A 12975-nucleotide genomic window follows, 5' to 3' on the forward strand; every position below is an offset into this window, starting at 1 on the left:
CAAAGGCCACGGTCCCGGTACGCGACCACCTCAGCGGTTCGCGACCGCCTGCTTCACCAGCGTCTTCCCGAAGTCCCACATCAGCGTGCCGCCGCTGTGCGCCTCGTCCATCACCTCGGTGAAGGCCTCCACGAACCGGTCGACCTCCCGCTCCCCGATGGTCAGCGGCGGGATCAGCTTGATGACCTCCAGATGGTCGCCGGAGACCTGGGTGAGGATGCGGTGCTTCTGCAACAGCGGCACGACCACCATCTGCGCGAAGAGCCCCTTGCGCGCCGCCTGGAGCATCGTCCAACGGCTGCGCAGCTTCAGCGACTTGGGGCGCCCGAACTCGATGCCGACCATCAGGCCCCGGCCGCGCACCTCGCTCAGGAGCTCATAGCGGTCGACGAGCGCGCCGAGCCGCGACTTCAGGAGTTCGCCGGTCACGCGCGCGTTCGCGACGATCTCCTCGTCCTCCATGACGGACAGGACCGCGAGCCCGGCCGCCATGGCCTGCGCGTTGGACCCGAAGCTCGCCGAATGCACGAGCACCCGGTCCATGGACGAGTAGACCTTCTTGAAGATCCAGTCCTTGCCGAGCGTCGCGCCCACCGGCACATAGCCGCCCGACAGGGCCTTCGCGACGCACACCAGGTCCGGCTCCACGCCTTCCTCGTGCTGGTAGGCGTAGAAGTCGCCGGTCCTGCCGAGGCCCGTCTGCACCTCGTCGGCGATCAGCAGCGCCTTGTGCCGGTGAAGGAGCTCCTGGGCGGCGAGCAGATAGCCGGGGGGCGTCGCGTGCACGCCCTTGCCCTGGATGGGCTCCAGGATGAGCCCGGCCACGTCGCCCTTCGCCAACTCCTTGCGCAGGGCTTCCAGATCACCGAGCGGGACTGCGGTGTCGGGGAGCAGCGGCGCGAACCCGTCCCGGAAGCCGGACTCGCCGTTGACCGAGAGAGACCCGGTCGTCAGGCCGTGGAAGGCGTGCGTGCAGTACAGCACCCTCGGCCTGCCCGTCGCGTACCGCGCGAACTTCAGCGCGGTCTCGACGGCCTCCGTGCCGCTGTTGCCGAAGAACACCCGGTCCAGGTGCGGACTGTGGGTGAGCAGCTGCTCGGCGAGGAGGCCGGGCAGCGGCTGGCAGTCGAAGCGCGTCAGATCGGCGAGCGAGGCGTCCAGGACGTCGTGCAGCGCCTTGCGTACGACGGGGTGGTGCCGGCCGAGACCCATCACCCCGAAGCCCGCGAGCATGTCGAGGTAGTCGTTGCCGTCCGCGTCCCAGAAGTACGCGCCCTCGGCCCGTTCGTAGACCTTGTCGAAGCCGATGGTGTGCAGCATACGCGGCAGTTGATGGTTCAGGTGCCGCGCGTGCAGTTCGTAGCGCTCGGCTCCCCGCTCGGCGAGGAGTCTGCCGAGGTCGAACTCCTTGGTCATGCTCCGTGCTCCTTGGCTGCCAGGGTGGCGCTGATCCGTCCCGCGATCTCGACCGGGGTGAGCCCGAGGTCCGCGAGCACCTCGCCCCGCTTGGCGTGCGCGAGGAACTGCTCGGGGATGCCGAACCGCCTTACGGGTACGTCGACTTCGGCCTCGCCGAGCGCGAGGGCGACGGCCGATCCGACCCCGGCCGCCCGGCTGTTGTCCTCGACGACGCCCACGACACGGTGGCGCGCGGCGAGCGCGGGCAGCTCGGCGTCGACCGGCTTGACCCAGCGCGGGTCGACCACGGTGCAGCCGAGCCCCCGCTCCCGCAGCAGCTCGGCGGCCTGGAGGCAGACGGGCGCCATCACGCCGACCGCCACCAGCAGGACCTGCGGGTCCGGGTCCTGGCACAGCACGTCCATGCCGCCGATCCGGTCGACGGCGGGAATGGCGGGCCCCACCGACTCCTTGGGGAAGCGAAGCAGCGTCGGTGCGTCGTCCACGGCGACCGCCTCCCGCAGTTGCGCCCGCAGTTGGTCGGCGTCGCGCGGCGCGGCGATCCGAAGGCCCGGCACGACCTGGAGGATCGACATGTCCCACATGCCGTTGTGCGACGCTCCGTCGACGCCCGTGACCCCGGCCCGGTCCAGGACGAAGGTGACGCCGCACTCGTGCAGCGCGACGTCCATCAGGAGCTGGTCGAAGGCCCGGTTGAGGAAGGTGGCGTAGACGGCGACGACGGGGTGCAGGCCCCCGGTGGCGAGCCCGGCCGCCGACACCGTGGCGTGCTGCTCCGCGATGCCGACGTCCCACACCCGGTCGGGGTAGGCCTGCGCGAACTTCGTCAGGCCGACCGGGCCGAGCATCGCCGCGGTGATCGCGACCACGTCGTCCCGCTCGGCCCCGATGCGCACGATCTCGTCGCCGAACACCGAGGTCCAGGAAGGCCCGTTGGAGGGTGCGAGGGGCTCGCAGGTCAGCGGGTCCATCACGCCGACCGTATGAAAACGGTCGGCCTCGTCCGCGAGCGCGGGCTCATAGCCGCGCCCCTTCTCCGTGAGGCAGTGGATGAGGACCGGCCCGTGGAAGCGTTTCGCACGTCGCAGTGCCGACTCGACGGCGCCGGTGTCGTGGCCGTCGATCGGCCCGACGTACTTGAGCCCCAGGTCCTCGAACATGCCCTGCGGCGCGAAGGCGTCCTTGAACCCCTTCTTGGCGCCGTGCAGCGACTCGTACAGCGTGTGACCGACGACGGGCGTGCGCTGGAGTATGTCCTTGCCCCAGGCCAGGACCCGTTCGTAGCTGTCGGTGGTGCGCAGCGTGGCGAGGTGGTTGGCGAGGCCGCCGATGGTGGGGGCGTACGAACGCTCGTTGTCGTTGACGACGATGATCAGCGGCCGGTCCTTCGCGGCCGCGATGTTGTTGAGCGCCTCCCACGCCATGCCGCCGGTGAGCGCGCCGTCCCCGATGACGGCGACGACATGGCCCCGCTCCCCCAGGACCTGCCGCGCCTTGGCCAGGCCGTCCGCCCAGCCGAGCGCCGTCGACGCGTGGCTGTTCTCGACGATGTCGTGCTCGGACTCCGCGCGCGAGGGGTAGCCCGAAAGGCCGCCCTTGCCGCGCAGCTTGGAGAAGTCCTGCCGGCCGGTCAGGAGTTTGTGCACGTAGCTCTGGTGGCCGGTGTCCCACACGATGCGGTCGAGCGGCGACTCGAAGACCCGGTGGAGGGCGATGGAGAGTTCCACCACCCCCAGGTTGGGCCCGAGGTGACCTCCGGTCCTCGCGACCGCGTGCACCAGGAACTCCCGGACCTCCTCGGCCAGTTCGTCGAGCTCGGCCTCGGTCAGCGCCTTCAGGTCGCGCGGCCCCCGAATGGTTTCCAGAATGGTCATGCTCGGGCCCCCTCTCTGGTTCTTCGGTTCTTCTCAGCTCACGGTGACGTCGGGCACCCCTGAGGTGACGCCCTCGTCCTCCATCTGCTCGGCGATCTTCATCGCCTCTTCGATGAGGGTCTCCACGATCTTCGACTCGGGGACGGTCTTGATGACCTCGCCCTTGACGAAGATCTGCCCCTTGCCATTGCCGGACGCGACACCGAGATCCGCCTCACGGGCCTCCCCAGGACCGTTCACGACGCACCCCATGACGGCGACCCGCAGCGGCACCTCCATGCCGTCCAGGCCCGCCGTGACCTCGTCGGCCAGCTTGTACACGTCGACCTGGGCCCGCCCGCAGGACGGGCAGGAGACGATCTCCAGGCGCCGCTGGCGGAGACCCAGGGACTCCAGGATCTGGATGCCGACCTTGACCTCCTCGGCGGGCGGAGCGGACAGCGAGACCCGGATGGTGTCGCCGATGCCCTCGCTCAGCAGCGCCCCGAAGGCGACCGCTGACTTGATCGTGCCCTGGAAGGCCGGGCCCGCCTCCGTCACGCCGAGGTGCAGGGGGTAGTCGCTCTGGGCGGCCAGTTGCCGGTAGGCGTTGACCATGACCACCGGGTCGTTGTGCTTGACCGAGATCTTGATGTCCCGGAAGCCGTGCTCCTCGAAGAGCGACGCCTCCCACAGGGCCGACTCGACCAGGGCCTCCGGGGTGGCCTTCCCGTACTTCTTGAGGAGGCGCGCGTCCAGGGAGCCCGCGTTCACGCCGATGCGGATCGGCGTACCGGCGTCGTTCGCGGCGCGCGCGATCTCGCGCACCTTGTCGTCGAACTGCTTGATGTTGCCGGGATTCACGCGCACCGCCGCGCATCCGGCGTCGATCGCCGCGAAGACGTACTTCGGCTGGAAGTGGATGTCCGCGATCACCGGGATCTGCGACTTCCGCGCGATCGTGGACAGCGCATCCGCGTCGTCCTGCGTCGGGCACGCCACCCGCACGATCTGGCAGCCGGACGCGGTCAGCTCCGCGATCTGCTGCAGCGTCGCCCCGATGTCGGACGTACGCGTCGTCGTCATCGACTGCACCGAGACGGGCGCACCACCCCCCACGGCCACCGGTCCGACCTCGATGCGCCGCGAGACGCGACGCTCCGAGATCGGCCGGACCGGCAGCTCAGGAAGGCCCAGTGCGACAGGCGCTCCAGGGGTCATGACGTCACCCGCGGTTTCCGGAGACCGTTTCACGGGCGGCGCGGATGGACTCCTTCAGGGAGCCCATGGTGGCGAGGACGGCGGTCGGCTCGTAGCCGCAGTGCGCCATGCAGTTGGCGCACCGCGGGTCCTTGCCGCGGCCGTACTTGCTCCAGTCGGTCTCCTCGATGAGCTCCTTGTACGTGGGGACGTACCCGTCGCTCATCAGGTAGCAGGGGCGCTGCCAGCCGAAGAGCGAGTAGTTCGGGATCGCCCACGCGGTGCACGGGAAGTCCGCCTTGCCCTCAAGGAAGTCGAGGAACAGCGGCGAGTGGTTCAGGCGCCAGCGCCGCCTGTTGCCGCCCGCGAAGGCCTTCTTGAAGAGCTCGCGGGTCTGCTCGACGCCCAGGAAGTGCTCCTGGTCCGGCGCCTTCTCATACGCGTAGGCGGGCGACAGCATCATCTCGTCGACTTCCAGCTCGTCGTTGAGGAAGTTGAGGACCTCGATGATGTTCTGCGGCGTGTCGTTGCTGAAGAAGGTGGAGTTGGTGGTCACCCGGAAACCGCGCTTCTTGGCTTCCTTGATGGCCTCCACCGCCTCGTCGAACACACCCTCCTTCGCGACGGATTCGTCGTGCCGCTCGCGCATTCCGTCGATGTGCACGGCGAACGCGAAGTACGGGGAAGGCGTGAACTTCTCCAGCTTCTTGCGCAGCAGCATGGCGTTGGTGCAGAGGAAGACGTACTTCCTCTTCGCCACCAACTGGCGCACGATCTCGTCGATGTGAGGGTGCATCAGCGGTTCGCCACCGGCGATGGACACCATCGGCGCACCGGATTCGAGCACGGCGCCCACGGCCTGGGCCACCGGCATGCGCTGCTTGAGCACTCCGGCCGGATGCTGGATCTTTCCGCATCCCTCGCACGCGAGATTGCACGCGAAGAGCGGCTCCAACTCGACGATCAGCGGAAACTTCTCCCGCTTGCGGAGCTTCTGTTCAAAGAGATACGTCGCGACCTTGATGGTCTGGCGCAGCGGCATGGCCATCTGGCTCACCTCCGAGGGAGCAAAGAAGAACGGTGCCATTCGAAAAATGCGGGAAGCACGGCACGAAGGACGCGGAAAGCCGATATTCCACCGCGCACCGTGCCGATGCGGACGAGTTCGTGCTGTGGGGCGTCCACGACCACCCGGACGGCGGCAACCGGCCGGTCTCCCGCCCGCATCGCGCTGTGCAGCGTCGCGGCGGACTCCATGTCCACCGCGATCGCTCCCGTGGCGAGCAGGTCGGTGCGTTCGTGTCCGCGGACGACGTGGTCGGAGCCGATGAGCGGGCCGGTGTGCACGGTGCGGCCGGGCACGGCGCGCACCAGTTCCTTGACCAGCAGATCGGTGCCGACGCAGGTCGTGTGGCCGTGCGCGTCGCGGGTCTGCTCGGCGACGACGAGGTCGCCGGGGTGCATGCCGGGGGCGAGCCCGGCACAGAAGCCGGTGGCCACGACGGCGGCGTGGCGCAGCGGTTCCTTGCCGAGCGCGCCGGTGACGGCGCGCTCGGCGTTCTTGGGGCCCATGCCCGTACGGAGCACGGTGACCCGCCCGTGCGCGCCCGTGCGGTCGCCCGTGCGCAGGGCGAGGCGCTCGATGCCGAGCGCGCAGGCGATCAGCAGCGGTGCGGGGTCCGGCACGGCCGGGGTCCGTTCCATCAACCCCCCTTGGCGGAGAGGCCCGCGAACGGCTCCCCGTTGACGTACCGGCCAAGGGCGGTGAGCGGGAACACCTGCCGGTAGAGGTGGTAGTTGATGGAGAAGTCCCAGGGGAAGCCGGTGCCGGTGAAGTACGGCTCGTCCCAGGAGCCGTCGTCCCGCTGCGTCTCGGCGAGCCAGAGCGCGCCCCGCTCCACGGCCTTGGAGTCCCGCTCACCTGCCGCGAGCAGCGCCAGCAGCGCCCAGGCGGTCTGCGACGCGGTGGAGACGCCGTGGCCCCGCCACTCCTCGTAGCGGTAGGAGCGCAGGTCCTCGCCCCAGCCGCCGTCGTCGTTCTGTACCGACTCCAGCCAGTCGACGGCGCGGCGCAGCGCGGGGTGCGAGCCCGGCAGTCCTGCCGCGGTGAGCGCGGGCACCACGGACCCTGTTCCGTATACGTAGTTGACGCCCCAGCGGCCGAACCACGAGCCGTCCGGCTCCTGTTCGGCGAGCAGCCACTCGATGCCGCGCCGGGTGCGCGGGTCGTGTGCCTTGCCCTCGATGGCGAGCATCTCGACGACGTGCCCGGTGACGTCGGCCGACGGCGGGTCGATGACCTCGCCGAAGTCGCAGAACGGCAGCCGGTTGGGGAACGGGCTCGTGTTGTCAGCGTCGAAGGCGGCCCAGGCGCCGTTCTTGGACTGCATGCCCAGGTTCCAGCGCACGCCGCGGGCGATCGCGTTCTCCATGCGCGGGCGGTCCGGGTGGTCGACGCGGCGCAGGGCCAGGATGACCTCGGCGGTGTCGTCGATGTCGGGGTAGTTGTCGTTGTGGAACTCGAACGCCCAGCCGCCCGGCGCGAGTTGTGGCCTGCGTACGGACCAGTCACCGGGGCGCGCGATCTCCTCGCCGAGCATCCAGTCGGCGGCCTTGACGAGCTGCGGATGGTCGGCGGGCACGCCCGCGTCGGCGAGCGCGATGGTCGCCAGACAGGTGTCCCAGACCGGCGACTGACACGCCTCGATCACCCGGGCGCCGTCCTCGCGCCAGACCGCGAACCGGTCGAGCGATGCGAGGCCCGCCTTGAGGACCGGGTGCTCCAGGTCGTAGCCGAGCAGGTGCAGCGCGATCACGGAGTAGACGGCGGGCGGCTGGATGCCGCCCCAGCAGCCGTCGTTCTCCTGGCGTTCGATGATCCAGCGAGCGGCGCTGTTCATCGCCGCCTTGCGTACTTTGCGCGGGGCGACCTTGTGGTAGAGGTGCAGTGCCTTGTCGAGCCGTTGGAAGACGCCGTCCCAACTCCCCATGGGCGCAAGGGGTTTGCCGGGATTCGGTACGCGCGCGTCGCAGTGCAGCTCGTCGAGCGGGAAGGGCGCGGGCCGTACCGGGCGCTTGGCGGAGACGACCGTGAGCGGCACGATCGTCTGCCGGGCCCAGCACCCGAAGTCGTAGATGTTGAGAGGAAGCCACTTGGGGAAGTAGATGAGCTCCGGCGGGAGTTCGGGAAGGTCGTCCCACTTCCACCAGCCGAACAGGGCGAGCCAGATGCGGGTGAAGACCCGGCTCTCGGCGATGCCGCCCTGGTCGCGGATCCAGGCGGAGGCCTTCGCCATGTGCGGGTCGTCCGGCGCGTCGCCCGCAAGGCGCAGCGCCACGTACGCCTCGATGGTGGTGGAGAGTTCGCCGGGGCCGCCGTAGAAGGTGGCCCAGGTCCCGTCCTCGCGCTGCTCGCCGCGGATGAAGAGCGCGGCGGCGCGCGTGGTCTTCTCGTCCCGGATTCCCAGGAACTGACGGAGCAGCAGGTCTTCGGCGTCCATCGTCACGTTCGTGTCGAGGTCACCTTTCCACCAGCCCTGGGCGTCCTGCTGTGCGAGCAGGAATGCGGTGGAGCGTTGTATGGCGCGCGTGGCGGCGTCGAGCGGCCCTGGTGCCGTCGCGGCGGCCTGGTCGAGTGGCTGGCTGGCCGAGGCTGCGCGGGGCGTCACCGCTCCGGTGCTTCCGTCGGTCGTCGCTGTCATGGCTTCCCCTTCGTGCAGTCGTCTTCTCTGCTGTGGGTCCGCCGTCGGCCGACGCGCTGGGCGCCGGCCGGCGACTGCGAGTCATATGCGCTCGATAGTGATCATCTCTTTCGTACGACGACGAAGTCGGCGAGCGCGACGAGCTGTGCCCGCACCCGGTCCGGCATCTGGACGGTGTCGAGCGCCTCGATGGCGATGGTGTGCTGGCGCCGGGCCTCCTCGGCGGTCCACTCACGGCCACCTGCCTGCTCGATCAGGGCGGCGCGTGCGGCGAACTCCTCCTCGGAGAAGCTGTCGAAGTCGTTGCTCTTGGCGTCGGCCGCGAGCAGCTCGCCGAGCTGCTCGGACGCGGGCCCGCCCGCGGCGAGGGCGGCCACGACCGGCAGTGACTTCTTGCGCTGGCGAAGGTCGCTCCAGGTCTGCTTTCCGGTGGCCTCCGGGTCGCCCCAGATGCCGAGCAGATCGTCCACGGCCTGGAAGGCGAGGCCGAGGTGGTAGCCGTACTTCTCCAGGGTGTCGGCGGTGCGGTCGTCCGCGCCGCCGAGGACCGCGCCGATGGAGACCGCGCAGGCGAGCAGGGCGCCGGTCTTGTTGCCCTCCATCTCCAGGCACTCCTCGACGGTGACCCGCTCGCGGTGCTCGTAGGAGATGTCCTGCGCCTGGCCGTCGATCAGGGCGCGGGTCGCGGTGGTCAGGCGGCGCGTGGCGCGGCCCGCCTCGACGGTGCCGATCTCCAGGAGGATCTCGTTGGCGAGCGCGAAGAGCGCGTCGCCGACGAGGATGGCCTGGGCCGGGCCGTGCACCTTCCACACCGTGTCGCGGTGGCGGCGCTGTTCGTCGCCGTCCATCAGGTCGTCGTGCAGCAACGAGAAGTTGTGCACCAGTTCGACGGCGACAGCTCCCGGAACGCCGACCTCCGGAGCGGCGCCCGCGGCCTCCGCGGAGAGCAGGGCGAGCGCGGGGCGCACGGCCTTGCCGCCGTCGCCGTCCGACGGGTTGCCCTCGGCGTCGATCCAGCCGAAGTGGTAGGCGGCGACGGTGTCCATGGGCGGCGCGAGGCGGTCCACGGCGGACCGCAGCACCGGGGTGGCCAGCGTCCTTCCGCGCTCGAGCAGTGAGGTCACGTCCACCGTGTCGGCAGCCGATTCGGCCGAGGGCACAGTCGGCACAGTCTCTCCTCTTGTTCCGGTGCTGGATTTCTGGGGACCTGACCCCAGAAGGTCGAGCATCACGCGGCCTCCTCGACGTCGAAGAGGTGGTCACGGGGGCGGTCGAGTGCACGGAGAGCCGCGTCGGCGGCACTGATGCCGCTGCGGACGGCGCTCTCCATGGTCGCGGGCCACCCGGTGGCGGTCCACGCCCCGGCCAGGTACAGGCCGGGAGCCTTGGTGCGAGCACCGGGCCGCAGCCGGCCCACACCGGGAGTCGGCGCGAACGTGGCCGTGCGCTCCCGAGTCACGAAGAAGTCCCTCACTTCGGCGCCGTGCGCCGCGGGCAGCAGCCGCTCCAGCTCCGGCAGATAGCGCTCGCGCAGCGCGGCGACGGGCGCGTCGATCTCGTCCTGGGCGGCGGACTGGGACAGCGCGAGGTACTGCCCGTCGGTGAGCCCGGAGGCGTCGGTGCGGTCGAAGACCCACTGCACCGGCGAGCCGATGGCCGCGAAGAAGGGCCGCTTGAGCACCTTGCGGTCGTACACGACGTGGATGTTGAGGATCGGCGCGGTGTCGATGTCGAGCAGCCGGTCGGGCTCGTCGAGGACACCGTCCGGGAGCAGATCGTGGGTCTCGTGCTGCGGCACCGCGAGCACGACGGTGTCGGCGTCGAATTCCTCGCCGGGAACTTCGACCCTCCAACCCCCGTTCTCCGTACGGGAGATGGAGGTGACTCGTGTCCTCAGTTCGGTTCGCACGCCCGCGGAGTCGAGCGCCTTGCGGGCGAGCGTGTCATGGAGATCACCGAGGGGCACGCGGGCCCAGCCGATGTCGGCGGCGCCCGGCTCGGAGAGCAGCCCGGTCTTGAACACCATCGCGGCCAGCCCCAGCGACGAATCCCCCGCGACGGCGTTCAGCGTGGCCACGCCGACCAGGTCCCACAGGGCCTCGATCGCGCGCGCCGACTGACCGTGCGCGGCGAGCCAGCTGCCGAAGTCCTGGCCGTCCAGCTTAGGGTCGGCCGGGTCGAGCCCCTTGAGGGCGAGCGCGGCACGCCCCACGTTGGCGCGCTCCGCGAGCGACAGGTGCGGATACGTGGCGAGGCTCGCCGCCAGGTGCAGCGGCACGGGCAGCGCGGTGCGGCGCAGGCGGCCGAGCCTGTTGCGGTCGGCGTCGAGCACCGGCACGTCGAGACGTTCCTGCAGGGGCGCGAGGGCGGCGCCGTCGACGCGGTCGAGGAACCAGCGGTAGGCGGTGCAGCAGCGCAGATAGACGTGCTGGCCGTTGTCCACGGTCAGCTCGCCGCGCTTGAAGGAGAAGGCGAGCCCGCCCAGGCGCGGCCGTCCTTCGAGCAGCGTCACGCGCAGCCCCGCGTCGGCGAGGGACAGCGCCGCGGTGATGCCGGCGAGACCCCCGCCGACCACCACGGCGGCCCCCCGGCCCGTATGGCCGTCGGACTCGTCAGCCGATCGCATGTCGTCGTCGCTCACGCTCTCTCCCCCTCGGCTGTTGCAGTCTGGGACGCCGGGGCGGAGCGGAGGGTTGCCCACCGGTTGGAGGAGGTTGCCCTACGTTCGGCGCATTCGCCGCGGATGCCCATCACGTACGCCTCCTGACGGTCTGCCGGGAGATGGTGCGTGCGTCGAGACCGGAGAGACCGCGCACGGCGACATACGCCTTTTCACGGCCCGGCAGCGAGACACGACCGCGCAGGACCGCCTCCGGATCCCGCTCGATGCGGTCGAGAAGCCGTCGGTAGATGCCCGCCATGGCGGCCACACAGGCCCCGCTGCGCCGGTCGAGCATCGGCAGCAGGCGGTACCCCTCGGCGAACAGCGCCCGCGCCCTGCGCACCTCGAAGTGCACGAGCCCGGCGAAGTCGGAACCGGCGGGTGGCTGCGGGCCCGAGAACCCGGCGGAGCAGCCGAATTTGGCGAGGTCGTCGGCGGGCAGGTAGGTGCGCCCGCCCTCCGCGTCCTCGCGAACGTCGCGCAGGATGTTGGTGAGTTGGAGCGCGAGACCGAGCGTGTCGGCATACTCCGGCGCGCGCTCGACGTTCAGCGCCCCCCGCTCCGTGCCGAACACGCCGAGGGAGAGCCGCCCGATGGCCCCCGCCACGCACCGGCAGTAGACCTTGAGGTCCTCCCACGTCTCGTACGTCTCACCGCGGACGTCCATCAGGACACCGTCGATCAGCTCGTCGAGCCCGCCGAGCGGGATGGGGAAGTGCGTCGCGGCGTGCGCGAGCGCGACCGCCACCGGGTCGGTGTCGTCCTCGTCCACCTCGCCCTTGCGGATCCGGGCGAGCAGCGCCCGGGTCTCGTCGAGGCGCTCGGCCTTGACGTCCGGCGCGAGCGCGCCGTCGCCGATGTCGTCCACGCGCCTGGAGAGGGCGTAGAGCGCCGACATCGCGCGGCGCTTGGGCAGCGGCAGCAGCCTGATGCCGTACGCGAAATTGCGTGCCTGCTGTCCGGTCACGGCCTCGCAGTAGCTGTATGCGGCGAGTACCGGCGCGGACACGTTCGGGCCTGACTCCACGGTCCGGCTCACCCCTCTCCTCGCAGAACCGCCCCCACCTCGCGCAGCAATCGCGTCTTGGTGGGTTTCGGCGGTCCAGGAAGTACGTCGTATCCGGCAGCGGCGATCCCATGGACCGCCGCCCTCCCCCCAGCCACGAAGCCCGCAAGCAGCACCTTCAGCCTGCCGTGGACGCTACCCACCAGGGGGGTGCCTTCATTCAGGAGGCAGCGGGCGCGTTCTGCTTCATATGCAACCAGTGCGCGCACCGACGCGCCTGCTGTCGGTGCGGCCAGGTCCCGCTCCTGGACATGAAACCGCTTCATGTCCTCGGCCGGCAGGTAGATGCGGTCCCGCCCCAGGTCCTCGGCGACGTCCTGCAGGTGCTCGACGATCTGGAGGGCGGTGCACACCGCGTCCGAGCGGCGGATCCGCTCCGGGGTCGCGGTGCCGGTGATGCCGAGGACGAGCCGGCCCACGGGGTTCGCGGACAGCTCGCAGTAGGCGAGGAGGTCGTCGTACGTCTCGTAGCGCGCGACGAGCTGGTCCTGGCGGTTGGCCGCGATCAGGCCGAGGAAGGGCTCGGGCGTGAGGCCGCAACGGCGCACGGTGGGCTGGAGCGCCCGCATCAGGGGGTGCCGCGGCGTGGCGTCGAAGACCCGGTGCAGGTCGGCCTCGAAGGCGTCGAGCAGGGCGCTGCGGTCGTCGGCGGCCTCGGGGTCCACGCCGAGGTACCGGGCGTCGGCGCCGCCGGGGGCCAGGTCGCCGTCGCCGATGTCGTCCACCAGGCGGGCGTAGCCGTACACGGCCATGAGGTCGTCGCGCCAGGCGCGGGGCAGGAAGAAGGGCGCCACCGGGAAGTTCTCGTCCGCGGCCTTCGCGAGGACGGCGGATGCGTCGCGTAGCTGGAGATCATCCGTAGCCATTGCCGTCACATCTCCCGTTCTACACTGCCGACCCAATACATCCTATTTCGGACACGCCGCCCGGCACTCCGCGAGGCGGACCGAGTCATGAGCCGGGGCGCCGCGCGATTTCGCCCCACTTGCCGCGAATCAGCACCGGTACAGCTTACGTTGTACAACGCAGCCTGCATCGTCGGGGTGTTCCGCGCATCACAACAACACACCGATT

General features: G+C 70.3%; 10 protein-coding genes. All 10 read right to left on the reverse strand.

The window, feature by feature from the left end; all coding sequences use genetic code 11:
* Positions 1–30 precede the first annotated feature (30 nt).
* Positions 31–1416, reverse strand: a complete 1386-nt coding sequence (locus M4V62_RS07585) for an aspartate aminotransferase family protein (RefSeq protein ID WP_249586458.1) — start codon at positions 1414–1416, stop codon at positions 31–33.
* The gene (gene dxs / locus M4V62_RS07590; protein ID WP_249586459.1) at positions 1413–3293 is read right to left on the reverse strand and encodes a 1-deoxy-D-xylulose-5-phosphate synthase; all 1881 of its coding nucleotides are present in this window, start codon (positions 3291–3293) and stop codon (positions 1413–1415) included. The genes M4V62_RS07585 and dxs overlap by 4 nt, the downstream gene beginning before the upstream one ends.
* 33 nt (positions 3294–3326) lie before the next feature.
* On the reverse strand, positions 3327–4493 hold the full coding sequence (gene ispG / locus M4V62_RS07595; RefSeq protein WP_249586460.1) for a flavodoxin-dependent (E)-4-hydroxy-3-methylbut-2-enyl-diphosphate synthase: 1167 nt from the start codon (positions 4491–4493) through the stop codon (positions 3327–3329).
* Positions 4494–4497: 4 nt separating this feature from the next.
* Positions 4498–5520, reverse strand: a complete 1023-nt coding sequence (gene hpnH, locus M4V62_RS07600; RefSeq protein ID WP_249586461.1) for an adenosyl-hopene transferase HpnH — start codon at positions 5518–5520, stop codon at positions 4498–4500.
* A gap of 5 nt (positions 5521–5525) precedes the next feature.
* Positions 5526–6176, reverse strand: a complete 651-nt coding sequence (locus tag M4V62_RS07605; protein WP_249586462.1) for a phosphorylase family protein — start codon at positions 6174–6176, stop codon at positions 5526–5528.
* Entirely contained in the window at positions 6176–8173 is a 1998-nt protein-coding gene (gene shc, locus M4V62_RS07610) for a squalene--hopene cyclase (RefSeq protein ID WP_249586463.1), read from the reverse strand. The genes M4V62_RS07605 and shc overlap by 1 nt, the downstream gene beginning before the upstream one ends.
* A gap of 101 nt (positions 8174–8274) precedes the next feature.
* Positions 8275–9402 carry a polyprenyl synthetase family protein gene (locus M4V62_RS07615; protein ID WP_249586464.1) on the reverse strand — a complete coding sequence of 376 codons (1128 nt, stop codon included), beginning with the start codon at positions 9400–9402 and terminating at the stop codon, positions 8275–8277.
* Entirely contained in the window at positions 9402–10799 is a 1398-nt protein-coding gene (hpnE, locus tag M4V62_RS07620; RefSeq protein ID WP_249592732.1) for a hydroxysqualene dehydroxylase HpnE, read from the reverse strand. The genes M4V62_RS07615 and hpnE overlap by 1 nt, the downstream gene beginning before the upstream one ends.
* 124 nt (positions 10800–10923) lie before the next feature.
* On the reverse strand, positions 10924–11874 hold the full coding sequence (gene hpnD, locus M4V62_RS07625; RefSeq protein WP_249586465.1) for a presqualene diphosphate synthase HpnD: 951 nt from the start codon (positions 11872–11874) through the stop codon (positions 10924–10926).
* The gene (gene hpnC / locus M4V62_RS07630) at positions 11871–12767 is read right to left on the reverse strand and encodes a squalene synthase HpnC (protein ID WP_249586466.1); all 897 of its coding nucleotides are present in this window, start codon (positions 12765–12767) and stop codon (positions 11871–11873) included. Before hpnC ends, hpnD begins: the two co-directional genes overlap by 4 nt.
* Between the last annotated feature and the right edge of the window lie 208 nt (positions 12768–12975).

Source organism: Streptomyces durmitorensis (genome assembly GCF_023498005.1).
Lineage (GTDB): Bacteria > Actinomycetota > Actinomycetes > Streptomycetales > Streptomycetaceae > Streptomyces > Streptomyces durmitorensis.

Bases quoted from the DNA above. Each gene is read 5' to 3' on its own strand.
- M4V62_RS07585 (WP_249586458.1), bottom strand. From the start codon at position 1,416: ATGACCAAGGAGTTCGACCTCGGCAGACTCCTCGCCGAGCGGGGAGCC.
- dxs (WP_249586459.1), bottom strand. From the start codon at position 3,293: ATGACCATTCTGGAAACCATTCGGGGGCCGCGCGACCTGAAGGCGCTG.
- ispG (WP_249586460.1), bottom strand. From the start codon at position 4,493: ATGACCCCTGGAGCGCCTGTCGCACTGGGCCTTCCTGAGCTGCCGGTC.
- hpnH (WP_249586461.1), bottom strand. From the start codon at position 5,520: ATGGCCATGCCGCTGCGCCAGACCATCAAGGTCGCGACGTATCTCTTT.
- M4V62_RS07605 (WP_249586462.1), bottom strand. From the start codon at position 6,176: ATGGAACGGACCCCGGCCGTGCCGGACCCCGCACCGCTGCTGATCGCC.
- shc (WP_249586463.1), bottom strand. From the start codon at position 8,173: ATGACAGCGACGACCGACGGAAGCACCGGAGCGGTGACGCCCCGCGCA.
- M4V62_RS07615 (WP_249586464.1), bottom strand. From the start codon at position 9,402: ATGCTCGACCTTCTGGGGTCAGGTCCCCAGAAATCCAGCACCGGAACA.
- hpnE (WP_249592732.1), bottom strand. From the start codon at position 10,799: ATGCGATCGGCTGACGAGTCCGACGGCCATACGGGCCGGGGGGCCGCC.
- hpnC (WP_249586466.1), bottom strand. From the start codon at position 12,767: ATGGCTACGGATGATCTCCAGCTACGCGACGCATCCGCCGTCCTCGCG.